This is a genomic window from Microbacterium phycohabitans (assembly GCF_032464935.1).
GTDB lineage: Bacteria > Actinomycetota > Actinomycetes > Actinomycetales > Microbacteriaceae > Microbacterium > Microbacterium phycohabitans.
Genome location: NZ_JAWDIT010000002.1, coordinates 553,748 through 568,998, shown reverse-complemented (window position 1 = coordinate 568,998; position 15,251 = coordinate 553,748). Strand labels below are relative to the sequence as shown.

At 69.1% G+C, this 15,251-nt stretch carries 16 protein-coding genes; 10 read left to right on the top strand and 6 right to left on the bottom strand.

Features of this window, described 5'->3' with window-relative positions:
• Positions 1 to 30: 30 nt before the first annotated feature.
• Genes RWH44_RS07045 through RWH44_RS07035 form a run of 3 tightly spaced genes read right to left on the bottom strand, consistent with a single transcriptional unit; the run spans position 31 to position 1,516 of the window.
• Entirely contained in the window at positions 31 to 792 is a 762-nt protein-coding gene (locus RWH44_RS07045) for a hypothetical protein (RefSeq protein ID WP_316004022.1), read from the bottom strand.
• Positions 789 to 1,124 carry a hypothetical protein gene (locus RWH44_RS07040; protein WP_298870071.1) on the bottom strand — a complete coding sequence of 112 codons (336 nt, stop codon included), beginning with the start codon at positions 1,122 to 1,124 and terminating at the stop codon, positions 789 to 791. Before RWH44_RS07040 ends, RWH44_RS07045 begins: the two co-directional genes overlap by 4 nt.
• Positions 1,121 to 1,516: a YbaB/EbfC family nucleoid-associated protein gene (locus RWH44_RS07035; protein WP_298870070.1), complete on the bottom strand. Its 396-nt coding sequence runs from the start codon at positions 1,514 to 1,516 to the stop codon at positions 1,121 to 1,123. Before RWH44_RS07035 ends, RWH44_RS07040 begins: the two co-directional genes overlap by 4 nt.
• A gap of 224 nt (positions 1,517 to 1,740) precedes the next feature.
• Here RWH44_RS07035 and RWH44_RS07030 point away from each other — a divergent pair, with 224 nt between their 5' ends.
• From RWH44_RS07030 to RWH44_RS07015, 4 genes are all read left to right on the top strand, one after another.
• Positions 1,741 to 2,451, top strand: coding sequence for a hypothetical protein (locus tag RWH44_RS07030; protein ID WP_298870069.1), 711 nt, complete (start codon positions 1,741 to 1,743; stop codon positions 2,449 to 2,451).
• 177 nt (positions 2,452 to 2,628) lie between these two features.
• Positions 2,629 to 2,919 carry a hypothetical protein gene (locus RWH44_RS07025; RefSeq protein WP_316004021.1) on the top strand — a complete coding sequence of 97 codons (291 nt, stop codon included), beginning with the start codon at positions 2,629 to 2,631 and terminating at the stop codon, positions 2,917 to 2,919.
• A complete protein-coding gene (locus RWH44_RS07020; RefSeq protein ID WP_316004020.1) occupies positions 2,916 to 4,691 on the top strand; it encodes an alpha/beta hydrolase in 1,776 nt (591 codons plus the stop codon). Before RWH44_RS07025 ends, RWH44_RS07020 begins: the two co-directional genes overlap by 4 nt.
• Positions 4,692 to 4,762: 71 nt before the next feature.
• Positions 4,763 to 5,209: a hypothetical protein gene (locus tag RWH44_RS07015; RefSeq protein WP_316004019.1), complete on the top strand. Its 447-nt coding sequence runs from the start codon at positions 4,763 to 4,765 to the stop codon at positions 5,207 to 5,209.
• On the opposite strand, the gene RWH44_RS07010 is transcribed toward RWH44_RS07015, so the two are convergent.
• Positions 5,187 to 6,017, bottom strand: a complete 831-nt coding sequence (locus tag RWH44_RS07010; protein WP_316004018.1) for a class I SAM-dependent methyltransferase — start codon at positions 6,015 to 6,017, stop codon at positions 5,187 to 5,189. The genes RWH44_RS07015 and RWH44_RS07010 overlap by 23 nt on opposite strands.
• A gap of 102 nt (positions 6,018 to 6,119) precedes the next feature.
• Here RWH44_RS07010 and RWH44_RS07005 point away from each other — a divergent pair, with 102 nt between their 5' ends.
• Complete coding sequence (locus tag RWH44_RS07005) at positions 6,120 to 7,061, top strand: ATP-grasp domain-containing protein (protein WP_316004017.1); 942 nt, start codon at positions 6,120 to 6,122, stop codon at positions 7,059 to 7,061.
• Positions 7,054 to 8,367, top strand: coding sequence for an O-acetylhomoserine aminocarboxypropyltransferase/cysteine synthase family protein (locus tag RWH44_RS07000; protein ID WP_316004016.1), 1,314 nt, complete (start codon positions 7,054 to 7,056; stop codon positions 8,365 to 8,367). The genes RWH44_RS07005 and RWH44_RS07000 overlap by 8 nt, the downstream gene beginning before the upstream one ends.
• 246 nt (positions 8,368 to 8,613) lie before the next feature.
• Here the strand turns inward: RWH44_RS07000 and RWH44_RS06995 are convergent, their stop codons facing one another.
• Positions 8,614 to 9,675, bottom strand: a complete 1,062-nt coding sequence (locus RWH44_RS06995) for an LLM class flavin-dependent oxidoreductase (protein ID WP_298870060.1) — start codon at positions 9,673 to 9,675, stop codon at positions 8,614 to 8,616.
• Positions 9,676 to 9,801: 126 nt separating this feature from the next.
• Between RWH44_RS06995 and sfnG the strand changes: the two genes are divergently transcribed.
• A complete protein-coding gene (sfnG, locus tag RWH44_RS06990) occupies positions 9,802 to 10,935 on the top strand; it encodes a dimethylsulfone monooxygenase SfnG (RefSeq protein ID WP_316004015.1) in 1,134 nt (377 codons plus the stop codon).
• A 104-nt stretch (positions 10,936 to 11,039) separates the two neighbouring features.
• The gene (locus RWH44_RS06985) at positions 11,040 to 12,077 is read left to right on the top strand and encodes a putative FMN-dependent luciferase-like monooxygenase (RefSeq protein ID WP_316004014.1); all 1,038 of its coding nucleotides are present in this window, start codon (positions 11,040 to 11,042) and stop codon (positions 12,075 to 12,077) included.
• A gap of 7 nt (positions 12,078 to 12,084) precedes the next feature.
• On the opposite strand, the gene RWH44_RS06980 is transcribed toward RWH44_RS06985, so the two are convergent.
• The gene (locus RWH44_RS06980) at positions 12,085 to 12,990 is read right to left on the bottom strand and encodes a LysR family transcriptional regulator (RefSeq protein ID WP_316004013.1); all 906 of its coding nucleotides are present in this window, start codon (positions 12,988 to 12,990) and stop codon (positions 12,085 to 12,087) included.
• 104 nt (positions 12,991 to 13,094) lie between these two features.
• Here RWH44_RS06980 and RWH44_RS06975 point away from each other — a divergent pair, with 104 nt between their 5' ends.
• Together RWH44_RS06975 and RWH44_RS06970 are read left to right on the top strand one after the other, a co-directional pair.
• Complete coding sequence (locus tag RWH44_RS06975; protein ID WP_298870054.1) at positions 13,095 to 14,453, top strand: MFS transporter; 1,359 nt, start codon at positions 13,095 to 13,097, stop codon at positions 14,451 to 14,453.
• Positions 14,454 to 14,458: 5 nt separating this feature from the next.
• Positions 14,459 to 15,208 carry a 3-hydroxybutyrate dehydrogenase gene (locus tag RWH44_RS06970; protein WP_316004012.1) on the top strand — a complete coding sequence of 250 codons (750 nt, stop codon included), beginning with the start codon at positions 14,459 to 14,461 and terminating at the stop codon, positions 15,206 to 15,208.
• The last annotated feature ends 43 nt before the right edge of the window (positions 15,209 to 15,251 follow it).

Here is a 15,251-nt window from a genome sequence, read left to right as displayed (position 1 = left end):
GCGACGATCGTTGGTCCGCCGTGACGGCGATCAGGCCGCGGCCGCGCGGTCGTCGAGCGCGGAGGATGCCCCCTCGACGAACTCCTTGATCGTCTTGGCGAGGTCGACGTAGGTGCCGGCCGAGGTGACGAGGTCGCGGACGAAGGACGAGAGCAGCGAGGTCCAGCGCGCCGACTTGATCGCGAGCTGAGCGGCGATCGCGGGGGTGGCCGCCCCGAGGGTGCAGGCGGCGACCGCCAGGCTCTGGACGACGAAGCCGACGAGATCGGCGATGACGTCGCGGACCACGTCATGCACCGCCTTGACGATGCCCGCCAGAAGATCAGCGGCGACGCCGAGCCCCGCGCTGAGCTCTGCACACCGCTGCAGCGAGGCGGTGAGAGTCGTCAGCAGTGCGCGGTAGGCGTCCGCCGCTGCGCCCTCGAGCTCGGCGAGGTCGCCCACCGCTCGAGACAGGGAACCCGAGGTCTCGCCTAGTCGACCCGACACGTTCTGCCACGTCTGCGCGAAACCGGCGACCTCGTGATGGTCCCCGGTCAGCTCATTCAGCCAGTCGTTCAGGGGCCACATGTGCTCGAGGAGCCAACCGACTCCGAGCGAGACCAGCGTCGCGATGGGGTTCACGACGGCATCGACGCCCGAGACGGCGATGGACCCGCCGGCCAGGGAAGCGCCGATCCAGTCACCTCCCGCGATCGACGAGACGAGCGAAGCGCCGTCTTCGAACGGGCCGAGGCCGTCGGCCAGGCTTCCCTCCGTGGGTGGCGCGATCAACGAATTGGTTTCACTCACACGTACACCCCGCCGTCGATCTCGGCCCGCAGGGTCTCGAGCTCCTGCACGAAGCGGTTCTCGATGTTCTCGAAGTCGTCGGCCATCTGCGTCGCGGCCGTCGCAGCACGGATGAGCGCCCGCTGGACGGCGGAGACGGCATTCACGGCACCGAGGCCGAGCAGCGTGGTGGGGGGCGCGGCGAACGAGCACATGATGCCGAACGCCCGTCCCCCGAGAGCGACGTGAGCGGCGGCGGAGGTCGCATCGCCGATGTCGTGGGAGAGAGCGGTGATCTTCTGCGCGTGCTGACGCAGCAGATCGGGATCCACCTGGATGAGGTCGGCGCTCACTGCTCGTCCTCCTCCCGCTTGAGCTGCGGGCGGTAACGTTCGGCGTTCTCCCTCAGGCCCGCGACCGTCGGGGCGTCGGGTCCGAAGGCGGCGGATGCGAGGGCGACGCTGCGGCGGGTCGCCTCCTCGTACGCCTCGTCGAGCGAGTCCAGGAGCAGCGTGCGCACCCGCGACGGTTCGAGCGCCATCGCCCTCGAGGTCAGATCGATGTCGATCAAGCGTCCATTGGCATCCACGTGAACCGTCATCTCGCCCCCGGGCGATGTCACCTCGACGTGTATGGCTTCGATCTGCACGGCCAGGTCCTGCATGAGCTGGGCTCGGTGCTGACTCATCGCCACTTGCTCGTCGATCTTTCGCAGCGCCTCGTGCACTTCTGCGGAATTCGTCATTCAGCCCTCCAAGAATGTCGTGCTCGTACACCCTAGGCATTCCGGCGTTACGGAGGCAGCCCCAGATTCCTCTCGGAAGCGACCGGCAGAATGACACCGTGCATTGTGAAATCGACTACACCGCGTTGACGCACCCTGTCGCTCCCCCGGCACGGACCGACCCGACCGCCCACGCGGTCTCGCGCTTCGCGTCGGAGAACGGGTGGCAGTACTTCACGCACGCCGTGGATCAGCAGCTCCCCGGTGTGGTGTTCCGCGAGGTGGACGGGCAGGCGCGGTTCTCTCAGCGCGCGGTGAACATCGTGCGCATTCCGGGAGATCCGATGGTCGAGGTCGGCGACAGCTTCTACACGGAGGTCGCCGTGGGGAATCAGTTCACGCAGCAATGGGGGTACGCCGCCGTGGATCTGGGGGTCGCCGTGCCCTCGGTAACCATCGAGGCGGTTCGCAACCGCGCGCGGTCGGCGCTTCCGGCGACCCCGGGCGGGGCTGCGGTGGACGACAGTCGTCCGGGCGTGCGGGTGGAAGCCGCACCCGGTTCGGAACAGGCCGTCGATGCGCTGCTCACGCCGGAGATCGTCGACGCCCTCGCTGACGAGGCCCATCCTCTCGACGCGGAGCTACGCGGTCAGTGGCTCTTCCTTTACGCGCCGCGTTCACTGTCAAACGACGACGCGACGTCGTGGCGGGCCGTCCTGGCCACCGTGGACCTGTTCGTGGCGCGCGTGCACGAGCTGAGGCTCCCACAGGCCGCTGCGGAGCTGCCTCCGGCCGCTGGAACCCCGGCCGCCGCACCGCCGGCCGGCGCGGTCCACGCGGAACCCCTGCAGTCGCGGGGATCGCGGGTGAACGGTGCGCGCGTGGGTCTGTACCTCGGGGTCGTGCTCGCCGCGATGGTCATCGCGGGCGGCGCCGCGCTTTTCTTCGGGCGGTGATGATCGCGGGCATCGCCGCGTCGGATCAGGCCCCGTGAACGACGGTGACGACCCGCTTCCCACCACCCGGACCGCTGCGGTGGCACGGTCGTCCAGATGAATGAGAGATCGCCCACATCCGGGTGAGCCTGTGGACAACTTCGCGGCGGTGTATCGAGATCTCAGTACGGTTCCGGGATGCGGAGCCTCACCGTCATCACCGACACCCTGCGTCGCGCGGCCGGATCGCTCGACCTGACGGCGCGAGCAGCCGAGGCGGAGACGGCGGTCGCCGACGCGCGACAGCTCGGGCATCCGCAGCTCGGCCAGGCCGTGGACGCCTTCATGCAGGCGATGACGGGAGGCTGGGCGGAGGCGACGGCGCAGGTGGACGACACCGCCGCGGGTCTCCAGGAGTCGGCGGGGTTGTACGAGCGGGTCGAAGAAGGTTCCGACGCCACCGTCAGAGCGCTGGCGGGTGACACATGAGCAGCCTTTCGTCTGCGTCGATTCCCGAGGAGATCGTCCCCGGATCCGTCGAGGCGGCGTACGAGGTCTCCCATCTGGCGGAACGGCGCGCGAAGGTCAGCGAGGAAGTGGTGGAGCGACTGCGCTCGCAAGCCGATATCGAGGGCTGGACCGGCGAAGGCGCCGATGCGTACACCGCGCGGATGGAGGCGGTTGCGAAACGGTGGCTGGAGATCGGTCAGGGCGTGACGATGATCGTCGAGCCGATGCGGACGTACGCTCTGGCGCTCCGACGGGCGCAGGGGCTGGCGGCGGCGGCGATCGAGGCGTGGAGCTTCGCGGCGAATCTCCCGGAGGATGCCACGGCGACAGCAGGAGCATTCGCTTCGTTCGCGCAGGGCTGGCCCGCCTTCCTCGCCGACCCCCGCCATCAGGGTCCGGTTCCCCCGACAGCGAAGGAGGCGCGGGCCCGCGCCGAGGCGATGCTCGCCGACGCTCGCGCCGACGTGGTGGCCGCCGGCGAGATCGCTGCTCAGGCCGTTCGGGCGGCGATCGAGAAGGTTCGAGCACGAGGCGACGTCTGGACGTCGGTGGGGGTCGCTCTAGGCGTCGCGTCGGTCACTGCGGAGCGCGTCCTCGACGTCCTACAGTCCCTCGATGAGCGATCGCTGACGGCGCTGTTGCGAGCTCGCCCCGATCTGATCGAGCGTCTGAAGCAGACGGCGTCGGAGGACGTCGCGCCGTGGTGGCGGCGACTGAGCGCTGCGCAACAGAACGTGCTGATCGCCGAGGCGCCGGGGGTCGTCGGGAATCTCGGCGGGGTGGCGTACGCCGCGCGCGACCGCGCGAATCGCATCGTGCTGGCGCAAGCGCTCGCCGAGGCGCGGAACAGTCCGTGGGATCAAACGGAGCAGGTGCGGGCGTTGGAGGCGCTGGAACGAGCGGCCGAGGGGAATACGATCGCCTCGCTCGTGCTGGACCGGCCACCGCTGGCGCAGGTGGCGGTCGGGGATCTGGATGCGGCTGAGCACGTGAGCGTGATCGTGCCGGGGATGGGGACGACGGTGGGCGGGGACATGGCGAACTATGTGCTCGCGGCACGGAGGTTGCGGATGGCGGAGGCACAAGCCGCCTCTATCCCGCTGGAGAATGTGGGTGTTCTCGCGTGGATCGGATACCACCCGCCAATGCCGGGGCCCGGTGTCAATGCCGTCGAAGTCCTGTCCGACGAGCGCGCTATCGTCGGCGCCCGCTCCCTCGGGAGCGACTTGCAGGCTCTGGCGCAAAGCCACGTCGCGGACGGTGCCCCGAGTGCACTTACGGTCATTGCTCACTCCTATGGCACGGACGTCGCTGCCTTAGCCGTCCAGCATGTGCCCGTCGACCATCTCGTTCTTCTGGGTTCTGCAGGAATCTCAGACGAGATCCGTGACGTGAACGACCTACAGGTACCCTCGGGCGAGGTCTTCGCATCGCAGTCCACAAGAGACGGTTGGGCTCCCGTCGGACGAGCTCTCTCACTGCGAACGGACCCCACCTCATCAGAATTCGACGCACGCCCCTTCAGCTCCGAAGCCACTGTGGTGAACGGTGAGAAGGTCCTTCAAGTGGACGCGCACGGACCCTTCGGTGGCGGCGACGGACGCGTCAGCTATTTCGATTACAACTCGGCGGGGTTGAAGAGCGCGGCGATGATCGCGGTCGGTCGCGGCGAAGAACTTCCCGTCGCGGGCACCCCGGATGACCGTTTCAGATGGCGCGTGGAGGCAGATATGAGACGAGTGGGCAATTGAGGAAATTGGCCCTGTTACTGGCGACCGCGGCGCTCGTTCTCTGCGGGTGCACGACGGCGGAAGGAACCGCAATGACGACGGACGACGCTGAGCGCGACGCGAACGACCTTTTCGCCCGCACCTCGGAGGTTGTTTCGGCTTCGAACTGGACGACCGAGCTCACCTGGGGGCCCTGCGAGAGCCCGCGCGAGGGGCACGTGCAGCTTGTGCTCGTCGCTCAGAGCCTGACGGACATCCCCGCTCCGACCTCCACACTCGCTCAGGCCGTCGTCGACTCATGGCAGCAGGTGGGTCGTCAGCCCGTGATCGATTCCGATGAGTCCATAGGGAAATCCGGGGGGCTCGTGATCTCTGACCCTGCGAACCTGACGGGCACGAATGCGGACGGCAGCCTCACGCAGCTCTCTCTCAGCGATGACGCGGTCTTTCTGCAAGTGGTGAGTCCGTGCATCGCAGGTGATCTCGATCAGGTGCGGCGAGCAACTGGACCCCGGCTCATCCCGCCTTCGACGCCCTGATCGTGTAGCTCAGCGGCATGACGGAAGGCTGCTCGGTCAGCCCGTACTCGCCATCGGCTCGCAGGGTCATCCGACCCGGGAGCGCCTCCCACGGAACACTGTCGTGCTCGACGAGCGTGTCGATGCGCAAGCCCCGGGAGAGGAGGGCGGTGACGATCTCGCCCAGACCCCGGTTCCACTCGTACGTCCGGGTGGACTGCAGGGGCGCCGCCACCTCGACGTACGTGCTGTCGTCGTCCCACTCGAGCGGCACGGGCTGCTCGAAGTACGGGAAGGCCAGTGTCAGACCGGGCAGGGTCTCGTTCATCGACCACAGCACGGGGTGTCCCTCGCGAATGTGCAGGGTTCCCCCGGGCGCCAGCAGGTCGGCCACCACACCGGCCCATTCGTCGATCGAGGGAAGCCAGCACAGGGCGCCGATGCCCGTGTAGACGAGGTCGAACGACTCGCGCGGGAGCACGGTGGCGGCATCCTTCACCTCCGCCTGGACGTATTCGATATCGGCTCCCGCCTCGGCGGCGAGTCGCCGCGCCTCGGCGACGGCGTTCTCGGAGAAGTCGAGACCGGTCACTCGAGCGCCCAGACGCGCCAAGGAGAGGGTGTCGGTGCCGATGTGGCACTGGAGGTGCACGGTGCGCTTGCCGGCGATGTCTCCGAGGAGGGGTGCGTCGAAGCGGACGACGTCGGACAACGCCTCCGGTTCGGTCACGTAGCGCTGCACGCCGTAGCCCGATCCGTCACGCGCGGCGTGCAGGGTCGCTCGTTCGTTCCAGTTGGCGCGATTGGCGGCGATGAAATCAGAGGTCATGGCATCCTTCCGGCAGGCCTCCAGACTAGGGAACCGTCGTTTCGGTGTCGCCTCGTGACGGACGAGGGCGGCGATGTCGGAGCCCCGGGTTAGCCTGGCCGCATGTCGGGCAAGGTCTATGTCATTCACGAGAACCCCCAGTGGATCCCGCCGTTCGCGGCGGCGTTCGAGGCCGAGGGCGTGCCCTTCGAGGAGTGGATGCTGACCGACGGGTCGATCGATCTGGCGGTCGAGCCGCCCGAGGGCATCTTCTGGTCGCGCCTCAGTGCGTCGGCCCACACGCGCGACCACGCCTACAGCAAGGAGTTCGGCCGGGCCGTGCTGCGATGGCTCGCCTCGTGGGGGCGCACGGTCATCAACGGCGCCGACGTGCTCGAGCTCGAGGTCAGCAAGGTCGCGCAGCACGCGGCGCTGCGTCACGCGGGCATCGACGTTCCGCGCACGGTCGCCGTCTTCGGCGTCGACGACCTCGTCGCTCAGGCCGAGCGCTTCGGGGCGCCGTTCATCAGCAAGCACAATCAGGGCGGTAAGGGCCTCGGAGTGCGGCGGTGGGAGACGGTCGAGGAGTTCGCCGCGTGGGTCGCGGGTGCCGAGTTCGAGCCCTCCCCCGACGGCATCACCCTGCTGCAGGAACTGCTCGTCGCGAAGTCGCCGTTCGTCACGCGCGCCGAGTTCGTCGCCGGTGACTTCGTCTACGCGGTGCGCGTCGACACCAGCGCGGGGAGCTTCGAGCTCTGCCCCGCCGAAGCCTGCGCCGTCCCGGGAGCCGACGGCATCGAACCCGAGCCGCTCTTCCGCCGCCGCGACGACGTCGACCCCGCTCTCATCGACAGCTATCTCGCCTTCCTCGCGGCCGAGGGCGTCGGCATCGCCGGCATCGAGTTCATCGAGACGCGCGACGGACGCACCGTCACGTACGACGTGAACACCAACACGAACTACAACCCCGACGTCGAGGCCACCGCACCCCGTTCCGGACCTCGCGAGATCGCCCGTTGGCTGGGCTCCCTGCTCCCGAAGGAAGCGGTCGGTCTCCGTGGCTGAACCGGCAGCGCCGCACACCGAGTGGGCGGGCTTCGGTTTCGCCACCCGCCAGGTGCACGCCGGCGAAGAGGAAGACCTCACGCACGGCTCGAGGATCACTCCCGTGCACCTGTCGGCGGCGTATCGCTTCAGCTCGTTCCAGGAGGCCACCGATCGGTTTGGCGCCGTCGACCTGGGGCATCTGTACTCGCGCAATGCCAACCCCACCAACCAGGTCGCCGAGCGCCGTCTCGCCTCTCTCGAGGGCGGCTCCGGGGCACTCGTCGTCGGATCGGGTCAGGCCGCGATCACGATGGCCCTGCTGGGGCTCGCGGGCAGCGGGGAGCACATCGTCTCCACCGCGAGCATCTACAGCGGCACGCGGGTGCTTTTCGACCGCACCTTCGCGCGCCTCGGCGTCACCGTCGAGTACGTCTGGAACCCCCTCGACGAATCCGAGTGGGACGCCCTCATCCGGCCCGAGACGAAGGCGATCTTCACCGAGACCCTCCCCAATCCGAAGAACGACGTCGTCGACATCGACGCGGTCGCGCGGGTGGCGCGTCGCCACGGCATCCCGCTCGTCGTCGACAACACCATCGCGACGCCGTTCCTCATCCGGCCGATCGAGCATGGCGCCGACATCGTCGTGCACTCGGCCACCAAGTTCCTCTCCGGGCACGGCGCCAACCTCGCCGGGGCGGTCGTCGACGGCGGGACGTTCGACTGGGCGGCGGCCGACCGTTCCTACCCCGCGCTCACCGACACGCCCGTCGCCGCGCATTCGTCGTTCGTCGAGGCGTTCGGCCCGCGCGCGTTCGAGCTGTCGCTGCGCTTCGGGATCGCCAACGACACCGGACCGGCGCTGTCGCCGCTCAACGGGTTCCTCCTGCAGCAGGGCATGGAAACGCTGTCGGTCCGCATGCGCCAGCACCTCGCGAGCGCGCGCACGATCGCGCAGTGGCTCGACGCGCACGATGCCGTCGAGAGTGTGGATTACGCCGGTCTCCCCTCTCATCCGCAGCACGCCATCGCGGTGCGCGATTACGACGGTCTCTCGGGCTCCGTCTTCTCGTTCACCGTGCGCGGGGGGCGTGACGCCGCGGAGCGCTTCTTCGACGCCCTCCGGCTCTTCAGCCGCATGACGAACATCGGCGACACCCGCTCCATGGCGCTGCACCCGGCGACCACTACGCACCTCGGATTCACGCAGGAGACGCGCGACCGCCTCGGCATCGGCGACGGCCTCATCCGCCTGTCGATCGGCCTCGAGGATGCCGACGACCTCATCGCCGACCTCGATCAGGCGCTCCGCGCGGCGCGCTGACACTCGCGCCGGTGCCGGCATCCGCATCGCCTGTCCGCGCGTGCCGGCGGGTCGCTGTCCGCGTTCTCGCTGGGGGTGCTGAGCGCAGGTCCCTGGTGTCCGCGCGGGCGGTCGAGTGTCCAGAACACCCGGACGATTTCTGGAACCGTCCGGGTGTTCTGGACACTCAACGGGTCGAGGGGTGTCGCGCGCCAAGCAGCGACGCCCCTGATGAACCGGCGCCCCGGAAGGGCCGCCGCGCACGCGTCAGGCGTCGCGCTGCGCCTCCAGGCGACGCACGCGCGGGATGACCTCCGCCGCGAAGCGCTGCATCTCGGGCAGGTGCGGGGAGAACTGCAGAAGCAGGGTCGAGACGCCGACGTTCGCGAACTCCACGATGCGCGCCGCGACCTGGTCGGGGGTGCCGACGAGGTTCGGGCGGAGGCCGCGGTTCGAGACCGAGTACTCCTTGAGATCGACCTGGGTGTCGAGCTTCGACTTGCTCACGAAGTCCTGGTACGACCCGTAGGCCGCTCCCCCGCGCACGTCGGTGATGCGGTCGATCTCGGCCTGGGCCTCGTCGTCCGTGTCGCGCACGATCGCGTAGGCGGCCATGCCGAACGCCTCGAACGGCGTCGCCCCCGCCTCGGCACGGCGACGGCGCATGTCGGCGACCTTGACCTCGAGCTCGTCCAGCGTGCCGCCGTGCGTCAGGTAGGCGTCGGCGAAGCGCGTGATGGCGGTACGACCGGCCTCGCTCTCCCCGCCGGCGTACAGGCGCGGCACGACCCGCGGCTTCGGCTCGGTGTACGTGCCCTCGGTGCGGTAGTACTCCCCCTCGTAGGCGAAGGGCGTCTCCGACCAGAGGCCCCGCAGCACCTCGACCCACTCGATCGTGCGGGCGTACCGGTCGTCGTGCGCGCTGAAGAGACCGTCGTACTGCTTGGCCTCCTCGGCCCACCATGCCGACACGACGTTCAGGGTGAACCGTCCGCCGCTGATCTCGTCGATCGTGGCCGCCTGCTTCGCGGTGTGGAACGGGCTGTGGAAGCCCGGGCGCACGGCGGTCATGAGCTCGAGTTTCGACGTGATCGCAGCGAGACCGGCGGTCACGGCCCACGCATCGAGCGAGGGCGCCTCGACGCCCTTGATGTCGTTGAGGTTCAGCTCGGGGATCAGCGTGAGGTCGAAACCGCCCTCTTCGGCAGCGCGGGCGATCTCGGCGATGTGCGCGAACGACACGGGGGTCTGCTCGTCGTCGACGTTGCGCAGCCATCCGCCGAAGATCGGGGTCCAGTAGCCGAAACGCACACGCTGGGGAGAGGTCATGGGCTCCATCCTCACCCGCTCGACCCGACCCGGCGTCACAGGACGAAACCCTCCGTCATATGTCGTTGACGCCCGTGACGGGCCGGTGCGACGGTAGCCGGGTTCCGATCCCGCCAGGAGGACCCCATGACCGAGACCACCCCCACCCACGAGCCGCTGAAGTTCGCCTACTGGGTGCCCAACGTCAGCGGCGGGCTCGTGATCAGCTCGGTCGAGCAGCGCACCGACTGGAGCTACGACTACAACGTCAAACTGGCGCAGACCGCCGAGCGCGTGGGATTCGAGTACGCGCTGAGCCAGGTGCGCTACGCCTCCAGCTACGGCGCCGCCCAGCAGCACGAGTCCACCTCCATCAGCCTGGCGCTGCTGTTGAACACCGAGAAGCTCAAGGTCATCTCGGCGATCCACCCGGGCATCTGGCATCCGGCGGTCCTGGCGAAGTTCATCAACACCGCCGATCAGTTCTCGCACGGCCGGGCCGCCGTCAACGTCGTCAGCGGGTGGTTCAAAGACGAGTACACCGACCTCGGACTCGAATGGCTCGAGCACGACGAGCGGTACGAGCGCGCGGCGGAGTTCATCCAGGTGCTGCGCGGGCTCTGGACGCAGGAGAAGTTCTCGTTCCACGGCAAGTACTACGACATCACCGACTTCACGCTGCGCCCCTTCCCCTACGACGTGCCCGGTCGCGCCCACCCCGACATCTTCCAGGGCGGCAACTCGACGGCCGCCCGCTTCAACGGCGGGGCCTATTCCGACTGGTACTTCTCCAACGGCAAGGACTTCGACGGCTTCACGGAGCAGTACGACGACGTCACCCGCATCGCCGCCGAGCACGGGCGTCGCACGCGCTTCGGACTCAACGGCTTCGTCATCCAGCGCGACAGCCGCGCCGCGGCTGAGGAGCAGCTGCGCGAGATCATCGCGCACGCCGACGATGGCGCGGTCGAGGGCTTCCGCAAGAGCGTGCAGGAGGCGGGTGCGTCGACGAAGGACGGCAAGGGCATGTGGGCCGACTCCTCGATCGACGACCTCGTGCAGTACAACGACGGATTCCGCACGCAGCTGTTCGGCGACGCGCAGCAGATCGCCGAGCGCATCATCGCGTACAAGAAGCGCGGCGTCGATCTCTTCCTGCTGGGGTTCCTGCACTTCCAGGAGGAGCTCGAGCGGTTCGGCGAGACGGTGATCCCGATCGTGCGCGAGATCGAGGCCGACCTCGCCCGCACGGGCGACCCGATCGAGGTCGCTTCGCGCTGAGAGGGGCGTGGGAGTCTCCGGCGCCCGGCCGACCCCTCTGCGAACGGTCTTAGCCTGGAGGGCGACGACATTCCGTGACGGGAATGCGTCGGAGAGGATGACGGATGACCGGCGCGCGGCTCGGGTTCTTCACGCGGCTTCTGGATGCCGGGACCGACGGCGAGCGATACCGCGCGGCGCTCGCGCAGGTGCGTGCCGCCGAGGAGAACGGGTTCGCGTCGGCGTGGGTCGCTCAGCATCACTTCGACCGCGACGAGGGCGGATTGCCGTCCCCGTTCCCGTTCCTCGCCGCCGCGGCCGTGCAGACGCAGCGCATCGCGCTCGGCACCGGCATCGTGACCCTCCCCCTCGACGAGCCGGTGCGGGTGGCGGAGGATGCCGCCGTCGTCGACGCCCTGAGCGGGGGTCGGGTGCAGCTCGGCATCGGGACGGGCGGAACCCCGTCGTCGTTCGCCGCGTTCGAGCGTTCCTCCGACGATCGGCGCGAGATCCAGGCCGCACACGTGGCGGTGCTGCGCGACGCGTTCGGCGGACGCGGCATCCGGAATACCGACTTGCGCCTGAACCCCGCCGCACCGCACCTGGGCGGGCGGTTCTGGCAGGCGACCTTCTCGGTCGACGGTGGCCGCCGCGCGGGACTCGCGGGCGACGGCCTGCTGCTGTCCCGCACGCAGCCGCGTGACGAGGGGCAGCCGCTGCACGAGGTGCAGGTGCCGATCGTGGAGGCTTATCTCGCCGCCCTGCCCGACGGCGTTCCGCCGCGCATCCTCGCCTCGCGTACAGCGGTGGTGGTGGATGCCGACCGCCTCGACGAGACCTGGAGGGCGGCCGACCACGGCGTCCGGCGTCTTACCCGCACATTCCTCAAGAGGAATGCGGAGGGCGATCTCCGCGACCTCGCGCGGTCGACCGATACGCACCTGGGAACGGTCGAGCAGGTCGTCACGTCGCTGTCCGCCGACCGGACCCTCTCCCTCGCCACCGACGTGGCGTTCCAGGTGCACTCCGTCGACCCGGCCGCCGAGATCACCCTCCGCTCGATCGAGCTGCTGGCCACCGAGGTCGCGCCGCGGCTCGGGCTCCGTACGGGCGCGTACGCCGCCGCGGAGCTGCACCGACTCGGAACGCCGGTCCCCCGCTGACTCAGGGTCAGCCCCGTCCGTCCAGCATCGTCCGTGAGCGCGCCGTCTGCTCGCGCAGGGCGTCGGCGAGGGCGGCGACGGCGGGGATCCGAAGCGAGTCGGCGCGGATCACCATCCAATAGGGCAGGCGCTCGGTCGCGAGCTGAGGCAGCAGCCGCACGAGGTCGTCGTGGCGGTCGGCGACGAAGCACGGGAGCATGCCGATGCCCGCCCCGGCCCGTGTGGCCTCGACCTGCACGAGGACGTTCGTCGAGGTGACGCCGTCGCGCATGCGCGGCACCACGCGGCGCGGCAGGTCGAGCGCCTCGACCTGCAGCATCGCGTCGACGAAGTAGACCAACCGGTGCGTCTGCAGCTCCTCCATGTCGCGGGGCTCTCCGTGCGCCGCGAGGTAGGCGCGCGAGGCGTACATGCCGAGCGCGTAGGAGCCGAGCTCGAGGGTCGTTCCTCGCGAGGTCTGAGGACGACCGACCACCACCTCGAGATCGAGACCGGGGCGGTGCAAGGCCGCGCGGCGCTGTGCGGCGACGATCTCGACGGCGAGGTCGGGATGCCGCTCGCGCAACCGGGCGATCGCGGGGGCCGCGATGTACGCGCTGAAGCCGTCGGTCGCCGACATGCGGACGACGCCGGCGACGGGGTCGGGCTCCTCTCCCCCGGCGGCCAACTGCGTCATCGCCGCTTCGATGCGCCCGGCGGCCTCCGTCGCGCGGCGGCCGAGAGAGGTGAGCTCCCATCCGCGGCCCGATTGGGCGACGACGCGACCCCCGAGGGCGTCTTCGAGTGCCGCGATGCGGCGGGCGATGGTGGTGTGGTCGACACCGCGCACCTGCGCCGCAGCGCTGTACGTGCCCGTTCGCGCGACCGCCAGGAGCATGAGCAGGTCGTCGGCCCGCGCGGTGATGGCATCCATTCTGCAATTGTGCACAGCGCGGGAGCACGAATGGGCATTGTCGCATCTTGATACCGCCCGCAGACTCGACGGCGGATGTCACCGTCGACACCGAAGGAGCCAGCATGGAATCCCCCGCCGCGGCGCAGCGCAGCGCCTCCCCCGAAATCGCCACCGGCAAGATCAAGAAGGTCGTCGCCGCGTCGATGGCCGGCACGGTCGTCGAATGGTACGAGTTCTTTCTCTACGCCACGGCCGCGAGCCTGGTCTTCGGCACGTTCTTCTTCCCGTCGTCGGGTTCTCCGCTCGACGGCATCATCGCCGCCTTCGTCACCTACGCCGTCGGCTTCGTCGCCCGGCCCCTGGGCGGCATCGTCTTCGGCCAGATCGGCGACCGGTTCGGGCGCAAGCCCACACTGCAGGCGACGATCATCATCGTCGGTGCGGCGACTTTCCTGATGGGATGCCTCCCCGGCTTCGCCTCGGTCGGATACTGGGCGCCCGCCATGCTCGTGGCCCTGCGCTTCATCCAGGGCTTCGCCGTCGGCGGTGAATGGGGCGGCGCCGTGCTGCTCGTCGCGGAGCAGAGCCCGAACCGCTCGCGCGCGTTCTGGGCGAGCTGGCCGCAGGCGGCGGTCCCCGTCGGGAACCTCCTCGCGACGACGGTGCTTCTGGTGATGTCGTTCATCCTCTCTCCCGCCGCGTTCCTCGACTGGGGCTGGCGCGTCGCGTTCTGGCTGTCGGCGGTGATCGTGCTGGTCGGCTTCTACATCCGCACCCACGTCGAGGAGGCGCCCATCTTCCTCGAGGCCAAGAAGCAGGTGCAGCAGGAGAAGGCGACCTCGTTCGGCGTCGTGGAGGTGCTGCGGCGCTACCCGAAGGGCGTCGTCCAGGCCATGGGTGTGCGCTTCGCGGAGAACATCGTCTACTACATCGTCGTGAGCTTCTCGATCGTCTACCTGAAGGTCGTGCACTCCTACGACACGAGCCAGCTGCTGCTCGCGCTGCTGATCGCGCACATCATCCACTTCGCCGTGATCCCCCCGATCGGGCGCCTCGCCGACCGCATCGGCCGCAAGCCCGTCTACCTCGCGGGTGCGATCCTCAGCGCGACCTGGGCGTTCTTCGCCTTCCCCATGTTCGACACGCTGAACCCCGTCGTCATCGTCGCCGCCGTGGCGCTGGGTCTGGTGTTCCACGCCGGCATGTACGCGCCGCAGCCGGCGGTCATGGCCGAGCTGTTCCCGACGCGTATGCGCTACTCGGGCGTCTCGCTCGGGGCCCAGGTGACGGCGATCCTCGCCGGTTCGCTCGCGCCGATCCTCGCGACGCAGTGGCTGCGCGACTTCGGTTCGTGGCTGCCCATCGCGCTGTACATCGTGGCGGCCTGCGTCCTGACCTCGATCGCCGTATTGTCGCTGAAGGAGACGCGCGGGATCTCGCTGCGCGACATCGACGCCGCCGACGCCGCGCGGGGGAAGTGAGCACCATGACCATCGACCTCAGCGGACGCCGGGCCCTCGTCACGGGCGGTGCCAGCGGCATCGGCGCGGCGATCGCGCGAGCCTTCGCCGAGGCCGGTGCCACGGTCACGGTCGCCGATCTCAACGCCGAGGGCGCTCAGACCCTCGCCGACGAGATCGGCGGCCGCGCCTGGGCGGTCGACCTCTCCGACGCGTCGGCGCTGGCCGGACTGGACCTCGACGTCGACATCCTCGTCAACAACGCCGGCATCCAACACGTGAGCCCCATCGAAGAGTTCGCCCCCGAGCGGTTCTCCTTCATGCTGCGCCTGATGCTCGAGGCGCCGTTCCTGCTCATCCGTGCGGCGCTGCCCGGGATGTACGAGCGCGGATTCGGACGCGTGCTGAATGTGTCGAGCGTCCACGGTATACGCGCATCGGCATACAAGTCGGCGTACGTCACCGCGAAGCACGGTCTCGAGGGGCTCTCCAAGACGACGGCGCTCGAGGGCGGTGCTCGCGGGGTGACGAGTGTGTGCATCGATCCCGGGTACGTGCGCTCCCCGCTCGTCGAGAAGCAGCTGGCCGACCAGGCCCGGGCGCACGGCATCCCGGAATCCGAAGTGCTCGAGACGGTGCTGCTGAAGGATGCCGCGATCAAGCGGCTCGTCGAACCGGCGGAGGTCGCCTCGCTCGCCCTCTGGCTCGCGGGCCCGGATGCCGCGATGGTCACCGGAACGAGCTACGTGATGGACGGCGGGTGGTCCGCGCACTGAGCACGAGCTGACGTGTCGAGAGCGCTCCCTCGCGGAGATCTTC

Coding starts and splice junctions, on each gene's coding strand:
- RWH44_RS06975 (WP_298870054.1), top strand. CDS start 13,095: ATGGAATCCCCCGCCGCGGCGCAGCGCAGCGCCTCCCCCGAAATCGCC.
- RWH44_RS07015 (WP_316004019.1), top strand. CDS start 4,763: ATGACGACGGACGACGCTGAGCGCGACGCGAACGACCTTTTCGCCCGC.
- RWH44_RS07025 (WP_316004021.1), top strand. CDS start 2,629: ATGCGGAGCCTCACCGTCATCACCGACACCCTGCGTCGCGCGGCCGGA.
- RWH44_RS07005 (WP_316004017.1), top strand. CDS start 6,120: ATGTCGGGCAAGGTCTATGTCATTCACGAGAACCCCCAGTGGATCCCG.
- RWH44_RS07010 (WP_316004018.1), bottom strand. CDS start 6,017: ATGACCTCTGATTTCATCGCCGCCAATCGCGCCAACTGGAACGAACGA.
- RWH44_RS06980 (WP_316004013.1), bottom strand. CDS start 12,990: ATGGATGCCATCACCGCGCGGGCCGACGACCTGCTCATGCTCCTGGCG.
- RWH44_RS06970 (WP_316004012.1), top strand. CDS start 14,459: ATGACCATCGACCTCAGCGGACGCCGGGCCCTCGTCACGGGCGGTGCC.
- RWH44_RS06985 (WP_316004014.1), top strand. CDS start 11,040: ATGACCGGCGCGCGGCTCGGGTTCTTCACGCGGCTTCTGGATGCCGGG.
- RWH44_RS07020 (WP_316004020.1), top strand. CDS start 2,916: ATGAGCAGCCTTTCGTCTGCGTCGATTCCCGAGGAGATCGTCCCCGGA.
- RWH44_RS07035 (WP_298870070.1), bottom strand. CDS start 1,516: ATGACGAATTCCGCAGAAGTGCACGAGGCGCTGCGAAAGATCGACGAG.
- RWH44_RS06995 (WP_298870060.1), bottom strand. CDS start 9,675: ATGACCTCTCCCCAGCGTGTGCGTTTCGGCTACTGGACCCCGATCTTC.
- sfnG (WP_316004015.1), top strand. CDS start 9,802: ATGACCGAGACCACCCCCACCCACGAGCCGCTGAAGTTCGCCTACTGG.